At 42.3% G+C, this 23909-nt stretch carries 23 protein-coding genes; 16 read left to right on the top strand and 7 right to left on the bottom strand.

Annotated features, from left to right (window positions below):
* The first annotated feature begins 421 nt into the window (after positions 1-421).
* The 3 genes from CKO50_RS02770 to CKO50_RS02760 all read left to right on the top strand — a co-directional run bounded on the left by CKO50_RS02770 (position 422) and on the right by CKO50_RS02760 (position 1900).
* A complete protein-coding gene (locus CKO50_RS02770; RefSeq protein WP_095726909.1) occupies positions 422-769 on the top strand; it encodes a hypothetical protein in 348 nt (115 codons plus the stop codon).
* A gap of 58 nt (positions 770-827) precedes the next feature.
* Entirely contained in the window at positions 828-1295 is a 468-nt protein-coding gene (locus CKO50_RS02765; protein WP_095726908.1) for a GNAT family N-acetyltransferase, read from the top strand.
* 71 nt (positions 1296-1366) lie between these two features.
* Positions 1367-1900 carry a hypothetical protein gene (locus tag CKO50_RS02760; RefSeq protein WP_141240118.1) on the top strand — a complete coding sequence of 178 codons (534 nt, stop codon included), beginning with the start codon at positions 1367-1369 and terminating at the stop codon, positions 1898-1900.
* 473 nt (positions 1901-2373) lie between these two features.
* Here the strand turns inward: CKO50_RS02760 and CKO50_RS02755 are convergent, their stop codons facing one another.
* Together CKO50_RS02755 and bioA are read right to left on the bottom strand one after the other, a co-directional pair.
* Entirely contained in the window at positions 2374-3711 is a 1338-nt protein-coding gene (locus CKO50_RS02755) for a KamA family radical SAM protein (RefSeq protein WP_039495850.1), read from the bottom strand.
* Positions 3712-3899: 188 nt separating this feature from the next.
* Entirely contained in the window at positions 3900-5189 is a 1290-nt protein-coding gene (bioA, locus tag CKO50_RS02750) for an adenosylmethionine--8-amino-7-oxononanoate transaminase (protein WP_095726906.1), read from the bottom strand.
* Positions 5190-5337: 148 nt separating this feature from the next.
* On the opposite strand from bioA, the gene bioB reads away from it, so the two are divergent.
* From bioB to bioD, 4 genes are read left to right on the top strand one after another with little or no spacing between them, the layout of a single operon-like run.
* Positions 5338-6381, top strand: a complete 1044-nt coding sequence (gene bioB, locus CKO50_RS02745) for a biotin synthase BioB (RefSeq protein WP_010379433.1) — start codon at positions 5338-5340, stop codon at positions 6379-6381.
* Positions 6382-6384: 3 nt separating this feature from the next.
* A complete protein-coding gene (locus CKO50_RS02740) occupies positions 6385-7527 on the top strand; it encodes an 8-amino-7-oxononanoate synthase (RefSeq protein WP_095726905.1) in 1143 nt (380 codons plus the stop codon).
* Positions 7524-8303, top strand: coding sequence for a methyltransferase domain-containing protein (locus CKO50_RS02735; RefSeq protein ID WP_095726904.1), 780 nt, complete (start codon positions 7524-7526; stop codon positions 8301-8303). Before CKO50_RS02740 ends, CKO50_RS02735 begins: the two co-directional genes overlap by 4 nt.
* Positions 8300-8995, top strand: coding sequence for a dethiobiotin synthase (gene bioD / locus CKO50_RS02730; RefSeq protein WP_095726903.1), 696 nt, complete (start codon positions 8300-8302; stop codon positions 8993-8995). Before CKO50_RS02735 ends, bioD begins: the two co-directional genes overlap by 4 nt.
* Positions 8996-9228: 233 nt before the next feature.
* On the opposite strand, the gene CKO50_RS02725 is transcribed toward bioD, so the two are convergent.
* A complete protein-coding gene (locus tag CKO50_RS02725; RefSeq protein ID WP_095726902.1) occupies positions 9229-10734 on the bottom strand; it encodes a hemolysin in 1506 nt (501 codons plus the stop codon).
* A 187-nt stretch (positions 10735-10921) separates the two neighbouring features.
* Positions 10922-11125 carry a hypothetical protein gene (locus tag CKO50_RS02720; RefSeq protein WP_095726901.1) on the bottom strand — a complete coding sequence of 68 codons (204 nt, stop codon included), beginning with the start codon at positions 11123-11125 and terminating at the stop codon, positions 10922-10924.
* A gap of 115 nt (positions 11126-11240) precedes the next feature.
* Here CKO50_RS02720 and CKO50_RS02715 point away from each other — a divergent pair, with 115 nt between their 5' ends.
* Complete coding sequence (locus CKO50_RS02715) at positions 11241-11720, top strand: GNAT family N-acetyltransferase (RefSeq protein ID WP_095726900.1); 480 nt, start codon at positions 11241-11243, stop codon at positions 11718-11720.
* Positions 11721-11764: 44 nt separating this feature from the next.
* On the opposite strand, the gene htpX is transcribed toward CKO50_RS02715, so the two are convergent.
* Together htpX and CKO50_RS02705 are read right to left on the bottom strand one after the other, a co-directional pair.
* A complete protein-coding gene (gene htpX / locus CKO50_RS02710; RefSeq protein ID WP_095726899.1) occupies positions 11765-12625 on the bottom strand; it encodes a protease HtpX in 861 nt (286 codons plus the stop codon).
* A gap of 147 nt (positions 12626-12772) precedes the next feature.
* Positions 12773-13297 carry a TetR/AcrR family transcriptional regulator gene (locus CKO50_RS02705; protein WP_095726898.1) on the bottom strand — a complete coding sequence of 175 codons (525 nt, stop codon included), beginning with the start codon at positions 13295-13297 and terminating at the stop codon, positions 12773-12775.
* 129 nt (positions 13298-13426) lie between these two features.
* Between CKO50_RS02705 and CKO50_RS02700 the strand changes: the two genes are divergently transcribed.
* The 4 genes from CKO50_RS02700 to CKO50_RS02685 all read left to right on the top strand — a co-directional run bounded on the left by CKO50_RS02700 (position 13427) and on the right by CKO50_RS02685 (position 18240).
* Positions 13427-13633 carry a hypothetical protein gene (locus tag CKO50_RS02700; protein WP_095726897.1) on the top strand — a complete coding sequence of 69 codons (207 nt, stop codon included), beginning with the start codon at positions 13427-13429 and terminating at the stop codon, positions 13631-13633.
* A 132-nt stretch (positions 13634-13765) separates the two neighbouring features.
* Positions 13766-14248 (top strand): 5-(carboxyamino)imidazole ribonucleotide mutase, encoded by a 483-nt coding sequence (gene purE, locus CKO50_RS02695; protein ID WP_010372883.1) that lies wholly within the window; start codon positions 13766-13768, stop codon positions 14246-14248.
* A gap of 1 nt (position 14249) precedes the next feature.
* The gene (locus CKO50_RS02690) at positions 14250-15398 is read left to right on the top strand and encodes a 5-(carboxyamino)imidazole ribonucleotide synthase (protein WP_095726896.1); all 1149 of its coding nucleotides are present in this window, start codon (positions 14250-14252) and stop codon (positions 15396-15398) included.
* A gap of 358 nt (positions 15399-15756) precedes the next feature.
* Positions 15757-18240: a prolyl oligopeptidase family serine peptidase gene (locus tag CKO50_RS02685; RefSeq protein WP_095726895.1), complete on the top strand. Its 2484-nt coding sequence runs from the start codon at positions 15757-15759 to the stop codon at positions 18238-18240.
* A 25-nt stretch (positions 18241-18265) separates the two neighbouring features.
* Here the strand turns inward: CKO50_RS02685 and rrtA are convergent, their stop codons facing one another.
* Positions 18266-18850, bottom strand: coding sequence for a rhombosortase (rrtA, locus tag CKO50_RS02680; protein WP_010604771.1), 585 nt, complete (start codon positions 18848-18850; stop codon positions 18266-18268).
* 82 nt (positions 18851-18932) lie between these two features.
* Between rrtA and ggt the strand changes: the two genes are divergently transcribed.
* The 4 genes from ggt to CKO50_RS02660 all read left to right on the top strand — a co-directional run bounded on the left by ggt (position 18933) and on the right by CKO50_RS02660 (position 23909).
* The gene (ggt, locus tag CKO50_RS02675; protein WP_095726894.1) at positions 18933-20693 is read left to right on the top strand and encodes a gamma-glutamyltransferase; all 1761 of its coding nucleotides are present in this window, start codon (positions 18933-18935) and stop codon (positions 20691-20693) included.
* 172 nt (positions 20694-20865) lie between these two features.
* Positions 20866-22560 (top strand): NAD-dependent malic enzyme, encoded by a 1695-nt coding sequence (locus CKO50_RS02670; RefSeq protein ID WP_095726893.1) that lies wholly within the window; start codon positions 20866-20868, stop codon positions 22558-22560.
* A gap of 213 nt (positions 22561-22773) precedes the next feature.
* Positions 22774-23478 carry an SIMPL domain-containing protein gene (locus CKO50_RS02665; RefSeq protein ID WP_095726892.1) on the top strand — a complete coding sequence of 235 codons (705 nt, stop codon included), beginning with the start codon at positions 22774-22776 and terminating at the stop codon, positions 23476-23478.
* 56 nt (positions 23479-23534) lie between these two features.
* Positions 23535-23909: an MAPEG family protein gene (locus CKO50_RS02660; protein ID WP_095726891.1), complete on the top strand. Its 375-nt coding sequence runs from the start codon at positions 23535-23537 to the stop codon at positions 23907-23909.

Genomic DNA, 23909 nt, shown 5'->3' with positions numbered 1-23909 from the left:
AACGATATGCAAGCTCCAGCAGTAGCAGAAGAAAAACTTAATTCACTGTCCGGAATTAGTTGACCACTACACCTCAACCCATTGAGTGCAGAGCTAAAGCTTAGGTGGTATCTTAGGAAGGTGCAAATTAGAGGTGGGTGTCAGCGATTTGTTGCTTCAGCGATTTGTTGCTCCAGGATGATGAAGTGCTGTCACCGTCTGAAGCGGAAGAATTGAACAGGTTGCTGTCAAAGACCTGGCTCCAAGAAATACCGGAAATTGAGCGAATAATAGTGTCGAAGACTATCTGGTTAGCGCACTGAATGTAAATTCGGTAGATGTGGATTTAGTGGAAAGTCTTGATGCTCTTTTAGAGGAATTGCAGTCGCACCGATAAGGTTTAAACTAGCTAATGCAATATTGATAAAAAATAAGGATTCAAATGTTTAATGTGAAAACTGTTGCCATTGCACTTATTGTTTCTATTTCATCGTTCTCATCTCATGCGGCAATGACATATGGATTTGGGAACAATTCATGTGGCCAATGGACAAAAGAAAGAGCTAGCAAGTCTATGAATTCCAGATACCAAGAGGTGTGGGTTTTAGGTTTCATTACCGGTACTGGCTTGGTTCTAGAGGCTTCAGGAAAAGCGCAAAAAGTGACTGATTCCGATGCCGCAATGGCCTATATTGATAATTATTGCAGAGAAAATCCATTGTCTTCGATTATGGAAGCGTCTCAGATGTTGGTATTTGAGCTGATGCCCTCGAAATCATATAACCAGTAGAGCCAGTCGGACCGGTTTGTTCCGCTGCGCATGGCGTTAGGCAACAATAAGTTCATTTATGATAAAAATAGAATATACAAATTTGCAAGATCTTGATCAGGGTGAATTGCTTTCAATCTTAAATAAAGACAAGATCCGTGAGCACTTGGTATCACACGATAAATTCAACGAACAATCTTTGGCTGAATGGGTTTCAAGCAAGCTTAGTGTAGATTCAGCCAAAGGATGTAAAGTAAGAGGAATACGTGTAAATGGGGCTGTTGCTGGTTGGTGTGGAATCCAGTTTGAAAATGAATCCTATGAGCTCGCAGTAGTTTTGAATGAAGCCTACTGGGGAATTGGTACTGCCGTGTTTAAAGACATGATGATATGGGCTTCAGAGTTGGGCCACGGAATTGTAGTTTTGCATTTGTTTAATACTCGCCCTGAATACAAGTTTCTTACAAAAATAGCATCACGGGTGTACGAAAGCACGATGTTTGGTCAAAAATACACGAGCTATGAACTTAGGGTGCCAAGTGCCTAACAAGGCAAGGCAGTCGGATGCTTCGCACCGATGCTTGCGGCGTTATGAACAGAACCTATCAGGAGATAAATGTGAAATTTAAGGCATTGGTAGTTATATTTCCATTACTTGCACTCACTGGGTGTGCTATCACTTCATTATCAGAACAATCTTTTGGCACAAAGCTTCCGCAATATAAGAATACTACAGACCAAAATTTTGCCACTATAGAATTTAGCGCGGATAAAAAATATGAGACTAAGGAAGGGGTTCCTTTCAACGGAGAGCCCGTGGTCTGTACGAATTCAGGGCCACAAACAACCTTTAGCGAAATCGAACGAAACACAATAATTAAAGTAGCTGCTAATGAGCCTATTACATTGACCTCAATCATAAAGTGGCACAATTCAGGCTGGGAAAAATCATGTTGGCCTTTTGTAAACTTTACTCCTGAACTCGGTGGTAATTATGTTTTAGTAAATGAGCGGATCGGTGGCAAAGGTATTTCTGCATTATGGACAGGCATCGCTTTTCAATCATGTAAGATTTCAGTATATAAATTGGTGAATGACTTACCAATCGCTATTGATGTTAAAGAAGTTATACCAACTGGGTGCGGTTCATAACAAAGTTGTAAGCTCGGACAAAAATAGTTGGCTTTGTTCGTGCCTCACAAATTTTAGCCAACTAGTTTTAGCCGGTTACGACGGCGTTAGCCCATAGAAATTTTATGCGAAATTCGCCTGACACAGCCGACGACCTAAAACATTTTGTCCAAATACGAGTCAGTCGAGTGTCCGTTATCGCAATTAGGTTTAAGATATGATGTTGCTGTTGAACGGCCGAATTTGGCCCTTATTCGACAGTCAGATTTGATTAATTTCTAGCAATCAAACCTGATAGATACAGTTAAGACTTATTTAAATTAATGCTTTTAGCAGCCAGTTATCCGTAAAACGCTCTGGCTAGATAAAGAAATAATTATACTTAGTATTAAAAGCAATGAGTTAACCCAGCCCTTATCCAAACCCTAGGTTATTTAAATGCGCCAAATAAAATAAAAGCCAGAAATTTGCTGGCTTTTTTGATATTTTCACATTTACATGGCGTCGTACTCGTCCTGCCAGAAGAATTTTTCTTCGCCAAATGCTGGCTTTAAGTCATCCAACCAGTGGGCATTTTCGTCGAACTTGGCAAAGAACGGACGCTGCACCCAGTCAGGGTTTCGAGCTTGAATAAAGCGCAGCACAAATACTTTTTCGCCCGCGACTTCGGTTACGCCAGACACTTCAACTTTACCTGGACCCGCACTCATTGAAGGACCTCGAACTGTGCGGCTCACACCAGAGACTTGCTTATAAGCTTCACGGAATGTTTCCCACGTTTTGTGTAACGGGATTTCAAAGTAACGCTTAGCGCCGGTATCACGCTCGATAAACATGTAGTAGGGGATCATGCCAAGCTGTGTTTGCTCTTTCCACATGTCAGCCCACATATCAGCGTCTACATTTATATTATTTAGAAGTGGTGCTTGTGTTCTGATCTGTGCACCTGTTTTGCGGATAAGTTTAATCGCTTCACGTGTGACTTCAGTACGCAGTTCTTGTTTGTGGTTAACGTGCGCCATGATTGACACATGCTTTCCGGCATCAACCAGCTCTTTTAGTAAGGTTAACAACTCTTGTGCGTCCGGATCGGTGACGTATCTAAATGGCCAAAAAGTGAGAGATTTAGTGCCGATCCTGATGGTACGAATATGGTCAAACCTTGGCTCTTTTAGCGCCTCTAGGTATTTACGCAATTTAACGGTGCGCATTACCATAGGATCGCCACCAGTCATCAATAGATCAGTCACTTCAGTGTGTTCGGCTAGGTAATTGTGGAGCAGCTCGGCGTCGTTATTGTTAAATCGGGTAGCCTTGCCAACAAACTGCGCCCAGCGGAAGCAGAAAGTGCAATATGAGTGGCAGTATTGCCCTTGAGACGGGAAAAACAACACTGTTTCTTTATATTTGTGTTGGATCCCGTCTACGCGTTCACCTTCATACTCAGGAACATTTTTTTCCATTTGACCTGCTGGGTGCGGGTTTAACTTTTGACGAATTTTGGTTGCAAGGTTAAACACTTCTTCTGGTGTATGTTCGCGACTTAACAAGTCAGCCATTTGCTCGTATGACTCGTCATCCAGCATGCCACGCTGTGGGAAAGTTAATTGAAAAACAGGGTCGTTAGGCACTTTATCCCAATCGATGAGCTCTTCAATGACAAAGTTATTAACGCGAAAAGGAAACACGTTGGCGACGACTTTCATTTGAAAGCGAAGGTGTTCAGGCAGTTTATCCAGTTGCTCTATCTTATCGATTTGGCGGTGTTGGTAAACAGTAAAACGAGGGGGCTGATAAGCTTCAGCTGGCTGCAATTTGACGGTTTGCTGCATAGATAATATGTCTCTTTTCTCACTTGCTAATAATAAAAACGGCCATGGTAACATGCCATTGATATCATTTCAGGTACAAAGCGAGGAAAGTTCGAAATAACGCAATTTTGCGGATTATGCGCCATCGTTTTAGATTACATTGTCGAAATTAGGTCATGAAATAGACCTAATTCCAATTTTAATGTGTTTTAGAAGTGTTTGCCTTCAATGGCAGCGTAAATTGCGTCAATGAGTGATTCTATATCTTCATTTGAGGTGATATAAGGCGGCATAATATAAATAAGCTTTCCAAATGGTCTTATCCATACACCTTGTTGAATGAAGAACTTTTGGATTTTTGCAACATCAACAACCCTTTCTACTTCCACCACACCAATCGCACCAAGGACTCTGACATCAGTGACTGCACTTAGATTAAGACAGCGCTTGAGTGCGTTAAGCGCGCTCGCGACTCGTTCAATATTGGCCATTGTTTCTTGGCGCTTTAAGATGGTTAAACTAGCTACAGCGGCGGCACACGCCAGCGGATTTCCCATAAAAGTTGGTCCGTGCATTAACACTTTCGCTTCGCCTTGGCTAATACCTAAAGCCACTTCTCCTGTTGTCAAAGTGGCCGCGAGCGTCATGTTTCCGCCAGTAAGCGCTTTGCCAACACACATAATATCCGGTGAGATCCCTGCGTGTTCACAGGCAAACATTTTACCTGTACGGCCAAATCCAGTCGCAATTTCATCTAAAATTAGTAGCACCTCATACTTATCGCATAGCGCTCGAATCGCCTTGAGATATTCTGGGTGGTAGAAGTTCATGCCGCCCGCATTTTGCACTATTGGTTCGATGATAAATGCCGCGACCTTTTCATGATGGGCAGCAAATGCGGTTTCTAACGCGTTAAGTTCATCTTGACTTTGGCTGCCGTAAAACTCACTTCTAGGGGCATTGACAAACACTTGCTCAGGTAAAAAGCCTTGGTACATCGCGTGCATCGAATTCACAGGATCGCAAACGCTCATCGCCGCGAATGTATCACCGTGATAGCCTTTTTTGGCTGTCATTATTTGGGTTTTATTCGTTTTGCCTTTACTCAACCAATACTGAATCGCCATTTTGATTGCAACTTCAACACTGACTGAGCCGCCGTCGGCTAGGAATACTCGATTAAGTGGGGCTGGGGTTAGCTCCACGAGTAGTTTGCATAATTCCACGGCTGGCTGATGAGTTAGGCCCCCAAACATGACATGGCTCATCGTGTCTGCTTGATTTTTTATCGCAGCGATTATTTCTGGATGACCATAACCATGCACAGCACTCCACCAGGATGCCATACCGTCAATGAGCGTTTCGCCAGTTTCAAGCTCAATTTTGTTCTCGAATGTTCTTGCGGCCGGATAGACGGGCAGAGGGTCAATCATTGATGTATAGGGGTGCCATATATGCTTGCGATCAAATTCAATATCGATTGTTTGTTTATTGTTCATTTGTAAACCTTGTGGGCGCATGTAACGTTGACAATACTAAGCTAAGAAGTAGACTAAGCCAATCACCGTCAGTTTGACTGCGCTAAATTTAATCACTAGAAAATACTCGTGTTGTAAATTTAGGCAAGAACAAAAAGAGAATGAAAATATGGAATTAGGCGCGCTAAGACACGATTGGACACATGAAGAAGTAAAAACACTGTTCACCATGCCTTTTAACGACTTACTTTTTTATGCAGCAAGTATTCACCGCAAAAACTTCAATCCCAATGAAGTTCAAATCTCCACTTTGCTGTCTATCAAAACGGGTGCCTGTCCTGAAGATTGCAAATACTGCCCACAGTCAGGTCATTACAAAACGGATCTTGAACGAGAGCGTTTGATGGAAGTGGAAAAGGTTGTAACTCAAGCTAAGTTGGCGAAAGAAAAGGGCGCGACGCGTTTTTGTATGGGTGCCGCTTGGTCTGATCCAAAAGACAGAGATATGCCGTATATCGCCAAAATGGTGAAAGAAGTTAAAGAGCTTGGCCTAGAAACCTGTATGACTTTGGGTAAACTGGATAATCAAAAAGCGCACACGCTAAGAGAAGCGGGCCTTGATTATTACAACCATAATTTAGACACGTCGCCTGAATACTACGAGCAAATTATCACGACAAGAACTTATCAAGACAGACTTGATACCCTTGATCACGTAAGAGATGCAGGAATGAAAGTGTGCTCTGGTGGTATTGTAGGAATGGGAGAGCAGGCATCTGATCGTTATGGCTTACTGATCCAATTAGCAAACCTGCCAAAGCAACCAGAAAGTGTACCAATTAACATGCTTGTTAAGGTGAAAGGCACGCCACTTGAAAATGTTGATGATCTCGATCACTTTGAATTTATCCGTACTATCGCGGTTGCGCGCATCATGATGCCACACAGTTACGTGCGTTTATCTGCAGGTAGAACGGCAATGAATGAACAGATGCAGTCTATGTGTTTCTTCGCTGGCGCTAACTCAATTTTCTATGGTGATAAGCTATTAACCACGGAAAACCCGGAAGCAGACGCCGATATGAATCTCATCAGAAAGCTTGGGATGAACCCTGAAAAACGTGAAGATTATTCGGATGAGGCCTATGAAGCATCGTTAAGCTCTGCAATTGCAGACAAAGCGACATCAGAGCTATTTTACGAAGCCAACTAATCAATGTCGTTTGAGTATATTCAATCTGCCTTAGCAGCTCGTCACACTGAAGGGTTGCTAAGAAAACGCATTGTGGTTGAAAAGGCCTCTGCAAGTAGAATTAAAATTGCTGATCAGCAATATATTAACTTTGCCAGCAATGACTATCTGGGACTTGCAGACTCGTTGGAATTTAACACGCTCGCATGCACTGAAGCCGGAAGCCGTAGTTCGGCGCTTGTTACGGGTTATCTTGATATTCACCGTCAGCTAGAAGATAAGCTTTGCAGCGTTTTGGGTTATGATGCAGCACTGTTATTTCCAAGCGGTTTTGCCGCTAATACCAGTGTGTTAAAGGCATTGTTCACGCCCCAAGAAAAGCAATTAAGCGCTGCGGTGTTCCAAGATAAGCTCAACCACGCCAGCCTGTTAGACGGTGGTTTAGCGGGTAGCGCTAAGCTTGTTCGCTTTAATCACAATGATTTGACGCACTTAAGGTCTCGATTAGAAAAAACCAAAGCCGACAGTAAACTTATCGTGACTGAAGGGGTGTTTTCTATGGATGGAGACAAAGCGCCAGTATCTGAAATCAGTGTGCTGGCTCAGTCTCATTCTGCGTGGCTCATGGTCGACGATGCTCATGCGTTTGGCGTTGTGGGAGCGCAAGGACTTGGCACGATTGAAAGCGGCATTAAACCTGAAATTTTGGTGATCACCTTTGGCAAAGCGATGGGCTGTCAAGGAGCTGCGGTATTAGCGAGTCATGATGTGATAAATTACATGACGCAATTTAATCGTGAGTTTATCTATACAACGGCGTTGTCGCCTATTATGGCAAGCGTTGCATTATGCCAACTGAATAAATTGCTTGCTGCATCTGAAGCGAGACACAAATTACAAGTAAATATCGACTATTTTAAGTCGTTAGTTGCACAAACTAACTTATCTCCCATCCCTAGTGATACGGCCATACAGCCTCTTGTGTATGGTAGCAGTGAAAATGTATTAGCGGCGCAACATAAACTTAAGGAAAAGGGGCTTTGGGTTGGGGCTATTAGGCCACCAACTGTGCCGCAAAATACTGCACGATTGCGAATAACAATAACGGCACAGCACAGTCACGAAGATATAGACAAATTAGTTTCGGCCTTAGTGGAGGGAGCATGAGCAGAGCACAAAAGACGCAAACAGCAAAGTGCTTTTCAAAAGCCGCGCAATCATACTCTCAACACGCTAACGTGCAAAAACAGGCTGCAGATATACTTTTTTCACGTTTAACACAGCAAAATAGCGAGCTTGGTGCTGTGCGTATGTTTCCTAGGTTGCTCGATTTAGGATGCGGGCCACATGAAAACTTTCATAGATTAAACGCCTTCACGAATCATTATGTTGGAGCGGATCTTAGCCTGGCTATGTTGGCAAGCGCTGAAAATACGACAAATAGTGTTTGCTGTGATATGGATAAACTCGCTATTCAGTCAAATTGTATCGACTTAGTCTTTAGTAATTTTGCAATTCAGTGGTCTAATTCCCCGCAAGCGTTGTTTGCGCAATTGTATGAAGTACTAAAAAAAGAAGGGCGAGTGTTGCTAAGCTCAGTGCTAGACGGCTCGTTAAACGAAATCGATAGCGCATGGCGAGCCATCGATCAGTGTGGCCATATCAATTCATTTTATTCGCTGTCTGCACTGAAATCCCTTGCGCTACAGGCCGGATTTGCTGTGACGTGGGCGGAAGAAGCGTTATTGATTGATAGTTATGACACGCCATTAAAGGCGCTGCGCTCGGTAAAAAATATCGGTGCCAACGATGTAAAAACCACTTCTCGCCGACAAGGTTTGTTAGGCAAGTCAGCTTACGCTCAGCTGCTGAGCAACTACCCTGAGAGTGAAAATGGTTTTGATGTAAGTTATCAAGTCGGATTTTTGGAGTTAAGGAAATGAATCAAGCATATTTTATAACTGGGACCGACACTGAAGTAGGCAAAACCTATATTTCTACTTTATTACTAAAACTGTTAGCCAAACACGGTAAAAAAGCTTTTGGCTTTAAGCCGATTGCAGCAGATGCTGAAGAGGCATTTGGTGAACTAGTGAACGTTGACGCTATCAGTTTAATGGAAGCTGCGACGGTGCACGGTACTTACGAGCAAGTTAACCCATTTTGTTTTGCACCGCCAATTGCCCCGCATATTGCTGCCAAACAGGTAAATGTTGACATTACAGTCGATAAGCTACACGAGCGCTTTAGTGAGATTCAGCAACTGGGCGCTGAGTATATACTTTGTGAAGGTGCAGGTGGCTGGGCATTGCCCATTAACGACAATGAATATCTGTATGATTGGGTCGCCAGAGCACAACTTCCCGTTATTTTAGTGGTTGGCATGAAGTTAGGCTGTTTGAATCATGCGTTTTTAACGGCAGAGTCTATCAAGCAAAAAGGACTGAATCTGGCGGGGTGGATAGCAAATCAGATTGACCCTGAGATGTCTGTATTTGAAGAAAACCTTGAAAGTTTAAAGCTTCGTCTAGACTGTCCGTTGCTTGCAACAGCGCCTTACAGCGAGGGCACACCAAAGCTACAGCTTCGTTCAGCGTTACTAGAGTTGTTTGAGCTTAAATCAGGCACCAGTTAGTATTAAATAACCTAAACTCGGGATAATAATTTGTTCTCTAGCAGCTGTTATTCCTTACTACTGCGTTAAANCCAGCTATTGACGCACAAATTTGCCTTGTATTAAGAAATAACTTCTGGCTAGAGTGATATTACGCTTTTGAACTTAGTGATTTTAGTGGATTAACTAACTTCTTATCCTGAGTTCAGGTTAAACAAAGCGGCTTCTAAAAGTAGTAAGCCGCTTTGAGTCTGTTAATTGCAACCTTTTTGAATGGTTTGTGTTGTTACACTAACCTCAAAGTCATTGTAATCATTATCGTTTTGATCTTCCCAACGTTGGTTGGTACCTGAAACTTGGTACTTGGTTGATAGAGCATTACTGTTACCATCAATAGCGAGCACATAGGTAAAGGATTGTCCTTGAAGGATGTCATAGCTGCTGGCACTGCCGTATTCATCAAGCAGTTTAATATATTGGCCATTTACTTTGATACCCCAGTCATTATTAAATAACGAGTCTTCTCTGACAAACGCGTAATTGATCCGCGTGTAGTTGTCAGGCACACATGCAGTTTCATTGTCGAGTATGTTTCCCGATAGGGTTTCATTGCCTGAGGTATTGCTCACGCCAGTGACGCCCAAAGAGAGTTCCCGATCGCCAGTGTACTCAGTATCATCTATTGTTGCTATTTGAATGGTAGCAGTTGTGCTGCCCGTAGGTATTACCAATGAAGTAGGTGGTGCTACGTAGTCATTTGATTGCGTTGTCACATCATTGACCGCCACCGAAAAGCTGACGTCCTGCTCAAAGGCTTTACTTAAGGTAATTTGATAGCTAAGGGTATTTCCTTCATAAACCGTGTTTTCAATACTCTTTACCATAAAAGACGGTGGCGAAGGAGGGGTAGGTGTGCCGCCGCAACCAGAAACGGTATAGCATGTACTGCTGCCATTTGGGTTATATGCAAGGTCATTTACTCGTATTGGTAATGTATTGATATAGCAGGTGCTTCCTGTATCCGGGTTTAATTTATAAATTGCGCTTTTGTTGGTGTGTCCGGCGTCATTAATGATAACGCGACTGATAATAAGCTCTCCATTACTATTAACGCTTGCCCCTGTAACGGAAATTAGGTCGTGATCAGATAATTTAGTCACAGAAAAGTCATTGCTATTAACTTGGTAGACGGCTGCACTCGTGACTAGAATCAAGCGACCATTATAAAACTCAAGATCGCCGCGGTATTTTCCTGCTAGTGAGGGGAGATCCGAGAGCTTAGTTGCTTCCCCTGTATTTTTATCTATGTTGTAAATAGAGTCGTAGCTCGTTCCGATGAGCCTATCGTTTGTGCTGTCATATGCCAATCCCACCAAATAAGCTGTTCTGCCCACAATGGTATGACTGCTACCGTCAAAATATGCCAGTTGAACATAGTGATGTTTTTTACCTTCAATGGGAATATCAGCATCAGCAGGCAAATTGAGGCTACTGGTATCAACCTTATAATCGATTGGTCTTGGTGCAGATGTATAGTACCAACGCGCACTGCTAGTATCATAGGCAAGTGCCGATGAACTAAAAGCGGCTCGGCTATTGGCGCTGGCTTGTCCTGCACCCTCATCTAGGCCAAACAAAATACCAATATCGCCGCGGCCGGCGTTAATACCAAAAACCTGACCTGAGCAACCATCTGCATAAGTGTATGTGGAAAGTAATATTGAGATAAAACCAAGTGTTGTAAGTGATGCTTTTAACATAGCAGGAGCCCTAAAAAGTTTACGTCCTGTAACTTAAAACAACACAAAGCAATGTCTTCGCAATTGAGTCCAACTCAATGCGATGACTTAATCCTTTAAGGCGGGCGCTTCCGTTATTAACTTTGCAATCTAGCGCTATAATTGATCGTAATTTACACTTTTACAACAGTTAAATAGTTAAAAAGTACTAATTGTTTGATTCTTGCCTATTTTTAAAGTTTGGCAATAATGACTCAACGATTTCTCTTGCTGAGATGGTATAGCGTACGCCTGAGAACATCACTGATGCATTTTCATCGATCCCTGTAATGCCCGTTAAAGTCCAGCCTTCACCTCTTTTTGGGCAGTAAACCTTTGTCGTTGGTGGGATAACGGTGAACTCTTGACTCATATTCATTCTCCAAAAATGCTAAATTATAAAGCAATGCAAGCGATCATAATATTGAAAGGTGTATGTGCTGCTATAAGTGCTACCATTGCGGCAGATACTTAGACCTGAGCATTTTATGGAATTTGAAACACCAAGGCTAGTCATCAGACCTATAAGGCACAAAGATAATCCGCAGTTATTAGCGTTACTTAATTTACCGCAGGTAAAAGCGTATAACGATTACGGCGATAACCTCACTGAAGTAGACCTTAAATGCATGATCCAAATGGATATAGAGCGTCAATATGAAGGTATAGGTGGTCGTTTTTGCCTCGTGTGTAAAAGCACTAAAGCGGTGATTGGTTGTATTGGTTTCTATCACGAAGACGGTGATATTGAGGGCCTACATATTGGCTATGAATTACTACCTGATTATTGGGGTAAAGGCGTGATGTTTGAAGCTTTACGTTGTCTATTTGCAAACAAAAGCCAGATTGAGTTTAAGCTCAATGTGATTCTGGCGCATGTATCGGCTGATAATCTTCGTTCATTGAACCTACTCAAACGTTTGGGGTTTTGCGCTGTTGGAAATAATCTGTATAAAATTGAGTTATAAAAAAGGGCAACTTAATCGTTGCCCTAGTACGAATGTGAAAAGAGTTACGAAAGTGCTTTAATTCTTTCATCAAGTGGCGGGTGAGAAGCAAAGAAGTCTGCAATAGACTTACCTGAAGCAATACCAAAAGCCATCATTGAGCCTTCTAATTGCGATTCATGGTTGTGCTTCAAACGCTCTAATGCTGAACGCATTTTTTGCGCACCGACTAAATCCGCTGCACCTTTATCAGCAGCAAATTCTCGTTTACGACTAAAGTAAGCGACAACAACAGAAGCCAGAATACCAAAGAGGATCTGGAATATCATATCAAAAATAAAATATGTCCAGCTTCCACCTGACTCTTCTTCATCGCCATTCAAGAAGTTATCAACAATACCCGCCAATACTTTAGCGAAGAATATAACAAAGGTATTTACAACACCTTGGATCAAGGTAAGTGTAACCATGTCGCCATTTGCAACGTGCGACACTTCGTGCGCAAGAACTGCCTCTGCTTGGTCTTGATCCATGTTGTGGAGTAGACCAGTACTCACAGCAACTAAGCTGTTATTTTTACTCGGCCCGGTTGCAAATGCATTCATTTCAGGGCTGTCATAAATCGCAACTTCTGGCATCGCAATTCCTGCTTTTTTAGCTTGCTCTGCGACAGTAGCAACTAACCAATGTTCAGTTTCGTTTCGTGGTTGCTCAATAACATGGGCACCTGTAGATTTCTTTGCAATCCACTTAGACATGTAAAGAGAGATAAAAGAACCACCGAATCCAAATACGGCAGCAATAACCATAATACCTGTATAGCTTCGGCTAGAAATACCAAACACAGACATTAAGATAGATAACACAATTCCTAACACAAGCATCACTGCTAAGTTAGTGATAAGGAATAAGATGACGCGTTTCATTTTGACCTCGTTAGACAAAAATAAGGAACTAAGTAACTTTTCCCAAGCACTTGCTTATTACACTAGTCCTAGATGCTTTATATGGTCAGAAGTTCAAAAGCACAAGTAAATTCGTATGAATATTCAATAAAGAACACATCATACTGCTTATTGATTAACCAATTTCAACTTCTGAGATAATATATGCAGCATTTGATCAACAGAGCTACAGTCATTGCTTAACCCTTCTAACAAGGTCATAAAGTAGCAATCCATCATAACGGTTGCTTTCAACTCATTGTATTCCTGCTCACTGAATAACAAGTGTTTGAACAAATTGAGTTGTCCCGTAAAGAATTCACTATGCCAAATAATCCCACAAAGCAGCTCTTTACTGAAATCTCTATTGCGAAGATAAAAAGCAAATAAATACTTTGCATAGTGGCGTAACTTTAAGCTGGCACTATGCTGCTCATCTGATGTTTTCGCTTCATTAATTAGTTCATCTATTTGGTTATGCATTGCGACTTTGAGCATGTCGAGCTTAGTAGGGAAGTGAGAGAAAACCGTTCCCGTCGCCACATTTGCCGCTTGGGCAATTTGCCGAGTAGTGGTATTTTCAAAACCATTGTCTTGAAAAAGTTGCCAGCTAGCACTGAGAATTTTATTGTACGTAATTTCTCTTTTTTTCATATGGTTACCTTTTTATTTGCGAAGAGAGTGTAGCACAATTCCAGATTATTTAAGAGATAAAGTTTGCAAATAATGAGCGTGCTCACTATTATAAATGAGCGCGCTCATTAAATTTCAATAGGAGTTATTATGCAATATTTGAGCTTATTCATCGGATACATTCTGTTCATCCCTTTTATCTTTTTTTACAGCTATATTCTTGGCCCTGCTTTAAAAATGGTGCTAATCCCAGGTGGTCTCGCGGTGTTATGCTTAATTATGGGTCCTAAAACGTTTCTCTCTCACTTTAAGCGTGCCAAAGCATTAAGTATTGAAGAATTGGTAGTGTCTAAATAACTCTGGGTGCCATCGCGTGGTAATTGCAATAAGTTGATTCTTCGCATTAAAGACGAACTCAGGTATAATGCCCGCAGCTAAGGTGTGAAGGACCTTAGCCCTGTATCGTTCAAAATTAGTCGAGGAATTATTATGACCGTTGGCATCATTATGGGCTCAAAATCAGACTGGCCTACAATGCAACATGCAGCTGAAATGTTAGATAAATTTGGTATTGACTATGAAACTAAAGTGGTTTCAGCTCACCGTACTCCACAGCTTTTAGCGGACTATGCTTCGACAGCAGCAGAACGTGGGATAAAAGTTATCATTGCCGGTGCCGGCGGTGCTGCACACTTACCGGGCATGGCAGCTGCATTTACAAGTCTGCCCGTACTTGGCGTTCCCGTAAAATCAAAAACGCTAAATGGCGTGGACTCACTGCTGTCAATTTGCCAAATGCCTAAAGGTGTTGCGGTAGGTACGTTAGCGATTGGCGATGCTGGTGCTGCAAACGCAGGTTTGTTAGCGGCTCAAATTTTAGGTTGTCAGCAGCCAGAAATTTTTGCAAAAGTAGAAGCGTTCAGAAAAGAACAAACAGAAACTGTACTAGCTAATCCAGATCCTGCGAAATAACATGAATATTCTTGTTTTAGGGGCGGGACAATTAGCCCGTATGATGAGTCTATCGTCAGCTCATCTTGATATAAAAGTGTTGGCTTATGATGTTGGCAGCCAAACGGTAATAAACCCCGTTACCTTTGCAACAACACCAGAGTCATTACAGCAAGCCATTGACAATGCTGATGCCATCACTGCCGAATTTGAACATATTCCACATGATGTTTTGGGGCTTTGCGAACAAAGCGGTAAGTTCTACCCTGGCGCAGAAGCAATAGCTACCGGCGGTGACCGCGCGAAAGAAAAAGCACTACTAGATAAAACATCTGTGCCTTGTGCTCCTTTCAAAATCATTACGGATAAAACGCATTTTCTCAAAGCGATTGATGAGTTAGGCATGCCGTTGGTCGTTAAAACCTGTCAGGCAGGCTATGATGGGAAAGGGCAATGGCGAGTAAAATCAGAGTCTGAAATAGATAGTACTTGGGCCGAAATGTCCGAGTTTTTGCAAGCAGGCACTGAAGCACAGCCTCACTCTATCGTTGCTGAAAAAATGATACCGTTTGACCGTGAGGTGTCGATTATTGGTGTGCGCGCTAAAAATGGCGAATGTAAAATTTATCCGTTGACTGAAAACCAGCATACCAATGGTGTACTGACCCTATCAATTGCGGGCAAAGAGAAAGCCAATATTCAAGCGCAAGCGGAAGACGCATTTGCAAAACTCGCGAATGCACTTGACTATGTTGGTGTACTTGCTATTGAGTTTTTCGATGTTGAAGGTCAATTATTGGTTAATGAAATAGCGCCTAGGGTACATAACTCAGGACATTGGTCACAACAAGGCGCCCATGTGAGCCAGTTTGAAAACCATATTCGTGCCGTTGCCGGTTTACCGATTGGTGATACAAGCCTGCTTCGCCCAACCGCGATGATAAATGTGTTAGGGCAAAGTCACATTCCATCGCAAGTTCTTGCTGTTCCGGGGGCAACCAGTCACTGGTATGGCAAAGATGCGAAACCGGGCAGAAAAATGGGGCATATCAACGTTTCAGCAGACTCACTTCATAAATTAGGTGAAGCATTGGCTGAGCTTGCTGATATCTTGCCTGAAAAAGACTACCCTAGGGTTATGGAAACCGCTCAGCAATTAATTTTGAATTAGTACTACTGTTTCTAGCTAAAAAGGTCCATTGTTAACTAAAAAACCTAAGCTTTTGATAATTATTGAGTTAGCTCACTCTTTAATGGAAGAACTCAGGCTGAATATAAAAAATTAAATTTTTTACTGTTATTTTTGGAACTCTTTTCTAATAGTGCGGTCTACTATTGTGAGGCGCGGATAGGCCTCATTTCATACTCGTTGTCCATCAACGACTATGTGAGCGCAGAGAGTATTTGGCCAGCATCCCTATGCTGGCCTTTTTTTTGTCCCGCCCATTGTGCTTTTAATCTTAAATCTGTCGATATTCCACAGGCTTTCTGCTTAAATTAGGCAAATTTAACTATTATAAGAAAGTCACATGTTGAAACTCTCTCTTATCTCGATGGCAGTCGCTTCAGGTTTACTTCTTTCTGGTTGTCAAACCACTGAAGTAAGCTCAAAACCACAACAAGTTGAAACCAACTCGCCAGTTCCACAAGTCGTTGCGACTCCCGTTGATTTCGGTGGTGAGCAGATCACCTTAAAACAAGCAATGGCGCATCCTGATTGGTTAGGAAGACAACCAGAAAGCGCATACTGGGGAGCCGATAGCAAAACCATTTTCTATAAGCGTAAGCAAGCTGGCTCAGAGTTAAGAGATTTATTTAAAGTCAGTAGCGTACAAACAAGCGAAGCAGTTTCGCTGTCGGATTTGCACGCTGTTGGTGCTGCAAACGCGATTTATAATAAAGAAAGGACGCTACAATCTTATGAATTTAAAGGCAACATATTCGTTAAAAACCTGAAGTCAGGCGCTTTGACACAAGTTACTCATTCTTCGAACTATGAGTATGCACCGCAATTCTTAAGTGATAACCGATTAGCTTACCGTTCGGGCAATGCGCTATTTGCGTTCGATTTAGCCACAGGCTTAACCAAAGAACTGGTAAAGTTACATTTAGCGGATAAGCCTGAAAGGGTGAAAGAGCCAAATGGATATATCGCTGAACAACAACACAAACTGATTCAATTCGTCGCCCTAACGCACAAAAACAGCAAAGATCGAGAAGCGAGAAATCAAAAGATAGAAGCGAATAACGCAAGCATTCAAGATAATCAATTTTATCTTGGTAAAGGAAAAACGCTTATCTCGGTTAGCTTAGCACCTACTGGTGATAAGTTAATCGCCGTGATAACAGATGATAAACCTAGTCGTTCAGACTCTGACATCATGCCTAACTATGTGAGTCAAAACGGTGACATTGATCCGGTAAAAGCTCGCCGCCGCGTTGCAGACACTAAACCAATGAGTTCTGATGTTATTTTCATTGATTTAGCAAAATCAGAGCAAGTCAGGCTGAGCTACGATACTTTGCCTGGCTTTGATGAAGATGTACTAGCCGAGGTGAAACGCGAAAATGCTAAGGCAAAAGGTGAATCATATAAGAGTGAAAAAGCACCACGTGATATCAACCTGATCGACACATGGGGCTGGAGTCAATCCGCTATCCAATGGAATAGTGACGGCTCTCAAGTCGCAGTGATGCTTGGTGCTTGGGATAATAAAGACAGATGGTTAGCAACGGTTGATTTTGATAAACAACAATTCGTTTCTCAGCACCGCCTACACGATGAAGCATGGATCAATTACACCTACAATGATTTTGGTTGGTTAAGCAACCAAGACGCGTTGTACTATCTTTCAGAGCAAACTGGATATAGTCAGCTTTATGTTAAACCGCTTAACGGTAAAGCAAAAGCAATGACTTCAGGGAAGTTTGTGGTTTCTGAGCCAACCTTAACCCACGATAGTCAATTTGTTTATTACAAAGCCAATAAAGATCATCCAGGTTTATACGAGATTTATCGCGTCAATTTAGCAAGTGGTGAAGATCAGCAGTTAACCGATTTAGATGGCCTGACTGATTACCAGCTAAGTCCAGATGAGCAAAAGCTGTTGTTAACTCACTCAAAAATCATGATGCCTCCTGAACTTTATGTCGCGGATGCAGCGCCTAAAGCCGCGGTGTCACGACTCACTAATACGGTCTCAGATGCGTTTTTAAATAAGAAGCTAATTGCGCCTAAGATTGTCGCGGTTCCTTCAAGCCATCAAGGTGAGCCTGTCTACGCAAAAGTATATTACCCGGCAGATTATCAAGAAGGCGAAACGGGTAAAAACCGTAAAGCTGTGATCTTTAACCATGGCGCGGGTTATTTGCAGAACTCACATATGGGTTGGTCTAACTACTTTAGAGAGTTTATGTTCCATTCACTTCTCGCGAGCGAAGGTTATGTCGTCATGGATATGGACTATCGCGGCTCTAAGGGCTATGGCCGAGATTGGAGAACGGCAATCTATCGTCATATGGGTAAACCAGAAATCGAAGATTTGGCAGACGGTGTCGAGTGGATGGTTAACAACGCTAATGTTGATCGTGGCGCTGTAGGTACTTATGGTGGGTCATACGGCGGCTTTATGACATTTATGGCGCTATTTACTCAGCCGGATCTATTCCAAGCAGGCGCAGCTTTACGTCCAGTCACCGATTGGGCCTATTACAACGACCCGTACACCTCAAATATCCTTAATCGCCCAGATGTAGACCCAATTGCATACAAACGCAGTTCGCCTATCTATCATGCTGAAGGTTTGAAAAACAAGCTTCTGATCAATGCACCTATGGTTGATGATAACGTATTTTTCCAAGATGTTGTGCGCTTGGTGCAACGCCTAATTGAGCTAGAAAAGGAAGACTTTGAAACGGCGATTTATCCAGTTGAACCTCATGGCTTTAGACAGCCATCAAGTTGGTTGGATGAATACCGTCGTATATACAAGCTGTTCAAAGAAAACTTGTAATCAAATGAGTGGATAAAAAGCCAGCTTAAGCTGGCTTTTTTGTTTTATAAAATAAATAGATAACAGCTAAAACCACACCACCAACTGCACCAAATAGATGTGCTTCAATGGCGACTCTCGAGTCTATCAGTTTGGCTACATCTGCACTTGCACCCGCATATTGCTCCCAACATACCTTTGCCCACACACCAATAAACAACAGATATCCAGTTGTTAGCTTCCGTTTAATATCTTCAAGTGCTCCCCATACGATAAGCCCATGTAATAAGCCACTCAAGCCTGTATATACAACAATGTTTGGGGAAAATAGCAAGATCATGAGCCCGGTAAAGAGGCCAAGAAAAAGTACATTCAGCCAATATTTTCTTAGTCTTGTATATTCGGCATGTAATAGCCAAATAAATAAGATACCAAGCAGGTTTAGCATCAAGTGATACCAATTGCTATGGGTAAACTGGCCGCTCAAAATACGCCATAATTCACCTTCAGCAATCGCATTTCTGTCAAAATCTAAGTGCGGGCCAAGCCCGAACAACATCAGTATTGTTGACAATATCGCCAAAGACACAGGGCCAATGAGATATTCTTTGTTCGTTGGAAGTTCAAACATACGATTTCACGTTATTATTTTTGCATATTGTGCCTAATTGCTTTTATGATGCCAAATATAAGACGTAAGCAAAGTGGGTATTATGAAACATACACTTGCATCACTAACCGTGATTGCCGCATTCAGCTTTTCAACCAACACCTTAGCTGAGCAACAAAAAATCGAAATTAGAGAGCCGGAAGCCGCAACAGGTTTCCAATCTAAAGAAGCACGCACCGCAGAAAAGTACATGGTCGTTGCTGCCAACCCCTATGCGAGTAAAGCAGGTCAATTGATGCTCTCAAAAGGGGGAAGTGCGGTTGATGCCATGATAGCGACTCAACTTGTGCTTACCTTGGTTGAGCCGCAATCTTCAGGCGTAGGTGGGGGGGCGTTTATCCTGCACTACGACAAGAAAAGCAATGAATTAATTAGTTTTGATGGTAGAGAAACTGCACCAAAACTTGCAGGCTCAGATCTATTTTTAGATGATACGGGTAATGCGGTTAGGTGGATTGAGGCTGTTGTGGGCGGTCGCTCTGTTGGTGTGCCTGGCATTCTGCACGCGTTTAAATCAGCACATGACAAATACGGTAAATTGCCATGGCAGGAATTATTTAAACCAGCGATTGAATTAGCTCGAGACGGATTTATCGTCTCTCCACGTTTAAATATGCTGCTTGAGAAAAAACTCAACCCAGGTTTGACAAAGCTCAGTCCCGCAAAAGAATATTTCTATCCGGATGGTAAAGCACTACAACCTGGGACCCTTAAAAAGAATCTGCCTTTGGCAAACCTATACTACAAAGTAGCAACACAAGGGATCCAAGCCTTTTATGAAGGGCAAAATGCCACCCAATTAGTGGAAGCTGTGCAAAAGTCTGAAATCGCACCTGGCAAATTGGCGCTGAGCGACTTGGAACATTATAAGAGCAAAACTAGAGACGCTATTTGTACGGATTATCGTGTATATAAAGTTTGCTCTATGGCACCGCCTAGCAGTGGTGGTATTGCCGTTTTGCAAATGATGAAGCTGTTGGAACCTTACGAGCTTGGTAAGTATAAAGCAAATGATCCAGAAGCCTTGCACCTCTTTACTCAAGCATCTCGCCTAGCGTTTGCCGATAGAGATTTTTACGTAGCCGATCCTGATTTTGTTGAAGTGCCAGCAAAAGCATTGCTTAACGAGCAATATCTATTAGGCCGTAGCAAACTTATCGGTGATATGGATAATCACGACTTTCCAATAGGCGACCCAACTTCGGGCACACTCGCTTATGCTATGGATGATAGTTATGAATTACCTTCGACCAGCCATGTGTCGATTGTAGATGCCGAGGGTAATGCTATTTCTATGACAAGCTCGATAGAAATGGCATTTGGCTCGACGGTGATGGTTAACGGATATTTGCTTAATAACCAATTAACCGACTTTGCACTTTCTCCAAAAGTAGGGGATAAATGGGTCGCTAACCGGGTAGAAGCAAACAAACGCCCAAGAAGCTCTATGGCACCCGTAATGGTGTTTAATAAAGATGGGTCGCTGAAATTGATAGTCGGCTCGCCTGGCGGTAGTCGTATTATCAACTATGTTGCTCAAACCTTAGTTGGTGTTCTGGACTGGGGATTATCTGTGCAGGCTGCGATTGATTTACCAAAAATCACCAATCGCAATAAGTACACAACGCTTGAAAAAGGCACTGAGCTGACAAAACAAGCACCTTACTTTGAGAAAAAAGGTCATGAAGTACAGATCCGCGACTTAAACTCAGGACTGCATGCCATTGAGGTTCGTGGAACACATTTAATCGGTGGCGCAGATCCAAGAAGAGAAGGTGTTGCACTCGGTGAGAGCAGCGAATAAGCCGTGGTTTCTTAAGTGCTTTTAGGCTATAATTTAGCGTTCCAGAAAAATGCGTTTAACGTGCTCTGGAGCGCGTTAATAATGGTCTGATGAGCACTAAATTCATTGTAATTTAATCCTTTTCGACAATAATGAACCCTTAGACTAAAAAATTAGTGTCAAGCTTGTAAATATGACTAAACAAACCGATCCAAATTATCTCTACATTCCCTATTCAGGTCCTACGCTATTAGAAACACCATTGCTTAACAAAGGGAGTGCATTCTCTCAACGCGAGCGTGAAAATTTCAACTTAGCAGGACTACTTCCTCCTCGTTACGAAACAATTGAAGAGCAAGTTGAGCGTTGTTATCAGCAATACTCAAGCTTTAGCGACAACCTAAACAAGCACATTTACTTGCGTGCTATTCAGGATAACAACGAAACGCTGTATTACCGTTTAGTACGCGATCATTTGGAAGAAATGATGCCAATCATCTACACCCCTACAGTAGGTGATGCATGTGAGAAGTTTTCAGATATCTATCGCAGCTCTCGTGGTTTGTTTATTTCTTATGAAGACCGTTATCAAATCGACGATATTTTACGAAATGCTACTAAAGGCAAAGTAAAAGTTATTGTGGTTACAGATGGTGAACGTATTTTAGGCCTTGGCGACCAAGGTATTGGTGGTATGGGTATTCCTATCGGTAAGCTGGCACTTTACACCGTGTGTGGTGGGATCAGCCCAGCTTACACGTTGCCTGTTATGCTTGACGTGGGGACAAACAACGAGAAGCTACTCAACGACCCAATGTACATGGGCGCAAGACACCCGCGTATCAACCAAGCTGAATATGATGAATTCCTAGATTTATTCATTAAAGCGGTGAAACGCCGTTGGCCTAATGTGCTGTTACAGTTTGAAGATTTCGCGCAACCTAACGCAATGCCACTTTTGAAACGTTACCGCGATGAAATCTGTAGCTTTAACGATGATATCCAAGGCACCGCTGCGGTTACTGCAGGCTCGCTGTTAGCCGCTTGCCGTGTGAAGGGGGCAAAGCTCTCGGAACAAAAAGTGGTGTTTGTTGGTGCAGGTTCTGCTGGCTGTGGTATTGCAGAGCAAATTATTAGCCAAATGATTTCAGAAGGGATAACCGACGAGCAAGCGAGAAGCCAAGTGTTTATGGTGGACCGTTTTGGCCTTCTGACAGAAGGCATGGAAGGGCTAAGAGATTTCCAAGAAGCGCTAGTTCAACAACAAGCCAACCTTGCGGATTGGACATACAGTGGTGAATTTGCATCTTTATTAGATGTAATGCACTGTGCAAAACCAGACATCTTAATTGGTGTGTCAGGTCAAGCAGGTCTATTCACTGAGCAAGTGATCCGCGCGATGCATGCAGGGTGCGAACAGCCGATAATTTTCCCACTAAGTAATCCATCACGCCAAGTTGAAGCGCATCCAAAAGATGTGATTGAGTGGACTGATGGTCAAGCAATTGTAGCTACGGGAAGCCCATTTGAACCTGTAGTACATGGTGAGCAAACAATTATCATACCTCAATGTAATAACAGTTATATCTTCCCAGGGATCGGCCTTGGTGTACTTGCAGCTAAAGCGAACCGTATTACAGATAGCATGTTGATGGTATCGAGCGAAATGCTTGCTGAATCATCACCACGTGCTAATACGGGCAAAGGTAGCTTACTACCAGCCCTAACTGAAATTGAGCCGTTGAGTAAGCGAATTGCTTTTGCAGTTGCTAAAAAAGCAATGGAAGAGGGCGTTGCACTTGAAATGGAAGACGACGCAATTTGGGCAGCGATAGAGAAAAACTATTGGCTCCCTAAGTATAGAAATTACAAACGCTGTAGCGTCTAATTACTTTTACTTCGCTAAAACAGAAATCGCCGCCAACTCATATTGGCGGCGATTTTTGTTTATCAATCACGCGTAAAAGTTGAGAGTACCACATATAACTTCTCAGAGTGATAATCAACCATTTTGTTAAAATTTGTTACCCTGAAATCCAATTCAGTAGTTGTTAATTGAAATATGCTTGAATATACAGGTATCACATTTTAGGAGCAAAAGATGCGAATTTTAACTGGCTTACTGGCATTATGTTTATCTGGATTTAGCTTTGCAGGCGCATTGCCTGACTCGGCGCATTTATATGTTAAAGGCACTTCATTTATTCAAGTACAACCCGATATTGCAACCATTCGTGTTGCCATTACCGAAAAGCAAAAGTCGTTGCCCACAGCTAAAGAAAACGTCGATAAGATTATGGCTAAGGCCATCGAAATAGCTAAACGCTTTGATATTAAAGAAGACGATATTCACGCAGATCAGCTGAATGTCTACAGGCAGACACGCTACAATCGTGAATCAAATGAAGAAGAGTTTGATGGTTTTCGCGTAAGTCGAAGCCTGACTGTAAAACTTAAGGACATTAAAAAATATCCAGAGTTACTTCAAGAGTTTGTAGACAGCGGCATCAATCAGTTCAATAACACAGAATTTGGTGTTGAAAATGAAGGCAAGTATCTGCAAAGCCTCAAAAAAGCCGCCATCAAAGACGCAAAGAAAGCAGCTAAAGAGCTAGCAGGCGAGTTTGATGTTGAATTGGCAAAACTGTACTCAGTTTCATTCCAACCAATGCAAACGCCAGTTCAGCCTTACGTGCGCTCTGCAGCAATGGCGATGGAAGCAGATCAAGGCGCATACAAAAATGCGTATAACACAGGTGCAATCACATTGAACGCGGAAGTGTATGCTGTTTACTTAATTGAGTAATACTGGCTGTGAACTAATTAAACTTATACACTAAGCCCTCCATTGGAGGGCTTTTTATGATCACCGGTTTATATGCGGCATTGCTGGCACTAATCTATATTAAACTCAGTTTTAACATAATATCACTTAGACACAGACACAAAGTATCGCTAGGAGATGGCGGTATCGATGAACTGCAGAGTGCAATACGGATCCACGGTAATTTTATCGAGTACACACCTTTCGTACTGTTAATGATGTTATTACTCGAAACTCAACAAATCAACTCGTATTTACTTCATGCTTTTGGCATTGCTTTTTTGTTTTCTCGCATTGCACACTATGTTGCACTCGGTAAAACTAACTTTTCATTCAGAAAAGTAGCGATGGCGACAACATATGGAGTAATACTTATTTTAGCGTCATTCAACCTAGTGTATTACTTTATCTAA

Source organism: Pseudoalteromonas sp. HM-SA03 (genome assembly GCF_002289345.1).
Classification (GTDB): domain Bacteria; phylum Pseudomonadota; class Gammaproteobacteria; order Enterobacterales; family Alteromonadaceae; genus Pseudoalteromonas.
The sequence above is the reverse complement of the archived record's forward strand: the minus strand, read 5'-3'. Positions and strand labels throughout refer to the sequence as shown.

What these genes read in the sequence shown, in the direction of transcription:
- CKO50_RS02770 (WP_095726909.1), top strand. Translation starts at nt 422, where the DNA reads ATGTTTAATGTGAAAACTGTTGCCATTGCACTTATTGTTTCTATTTCA.
- CKO50_RS02765 (WP_095726908.1), top strand. Translation starts at nt 828, where the DNA reads ATGATAAAAATAGAATATACAAATTTGCAAGATCTTGATCAGGGTGAA.
- CKO50_RS02755 (WP_039495850.1), bottom strand. Translation starts at nt 3,711, where the DNA reads ATGCAGCAAACCGTCAAATTGCAGCCAGCTGAAGCTTATCAGCCCCCT.
- bioA (WP_095726906.1), bottom strand. Translation starts at nt 5,189, where the DNA reads ATGAACAATAAACAAACAATCGATATTGAATTTGATCGCAAGCATATA.
- bioB (WP_010379433.1), top strand. Translation starts at nt 5,338, where the DNA reads ATGGAATTAGGCGCGCTAAGACACGATTGGACACATGAAGAAGTAAAA.
- CKO50_RS02740 (WP_095726905.1), top strand. Translation starts at nt 6,385, where the DNA reads ATGTCGTTTGAGTATATTCAATCTGCCTTAGCAGCTCGTCACACTGAA.
- CKO50_RS02735 (WP_095726904.1), top strand. Translation starts at nt 7,524, where the DNA reads ATGAGCAGAGCACAAAAGACGCAAACAGCAAAGTGCTTTTCAAAAGCC.
- bioD (WP_095726903.1), top strand. Translation starts at nt 8,300, where the DNA reads ATGAATCAAGCATATTTTATAACTGGGACCGACACTGAAGTAGGCAAA.
- CKO50_RS02725 (WP_095726902.1), bottom strand. Translation starts at nt 10,734, where the DNA reads ATGTTAAAAGCATCACTTACAACACTTGGTTTTATCTCAATATTACTT.
- CKO50_RS02720 (WP_095726901.1), bottom strand. Translation starts at nt 11,125, where the DNA reads ATGAGTCAAGAGTTCACCGTTATCCCACCAACGACAAAGGTTTACTGC.
- CKO50_RS02715 (WP_095726900.1), top strand. Translation starts at nt 11,241, where the DNA reads ATGGAATTTGAAACACCAAGGCTAGTCATCAGACCTATAAGGCACAAA.
- htpX (WP_095726899.1), bottom strand. Translation starts at nt 12,625, where the DNA reads ATGAAACGCGTCATCTTATTCCTTATCACTAACTTAGCAGTGATGCTT.
- CKO50_RS02705 (WP_095726898.1), bottom strand. Translation starts at nt 13,297, where the DNA reads ATGAAAAAAAGAGAAATTACGTACAATAAAATTCTCAGTGCTAGCTGG.
- CKO50_RS02700 (WP_095726897.1), top strand. Translation starts at nt 13,427, where the DNA reads ATGCAATATTTGAGCTTATTCATCGGATACATTCTGTTCATCCCTTTT.
- purE (WP_010372883.1), top strand. Translation starts at nt 13,766, where the DNA reads ATGACCGTTGGCATCATTATGGGCTCAAAATCAGACTGGCCTACAATG.
- CKO50_RS02690 (WP_095726896.1), top strand. Translation starts at nt 14,250, where the DNA reads ATGAATATTCTTGTTTTAGGGGCGGGACAATTAGCCCGTATGATGAGT.
- CKO50_RS02685 (WP_095726895.1), top strand. Translation starts at nt 15,757, where the DNA reads ATGTTGAAACTCTCTCTTATCTCGATGGCAGTCGCTTCAGGTTTACTT.
- rrtA (WP_010604771.1), bottom strand. Translation starts at nt 18,850, where the DNA reads ATGTTTGAACTTCCAACGAACAAAGAATATCTCATTGGCCCTGTGTCT.
- ggt (WP_095726894.1), top strand. Translation starts at nt 18,933, where the DNA reads ATGAAACATACACTTGCATCACTAACCGTGATTGCCGCATTCAGCTTT.
- CKO50_RS02670 (WP_095726893.1), top strand. Translation starts at nt 20,866, where the DNA reads ATGACTAAACAAACCGATCCAAATTATCTCTACATTCCCTATTCAGGT.
- CKO50_RS02665 (WP_095726892.1), top strand. Translation starts at nt 22,774, where the DNA reads ATGCGAATTTTAACTGGCTTACTGGCATTATGTTTATCTGGATTTAGC.
- CKO50_RS02660 (WP_095726891.1), top strand. Translation starts at nt 23,535, where the DNA reads ATGATCACCGGTTTATATGCGGCATTGCTGGCACTAATCTATATTAAA.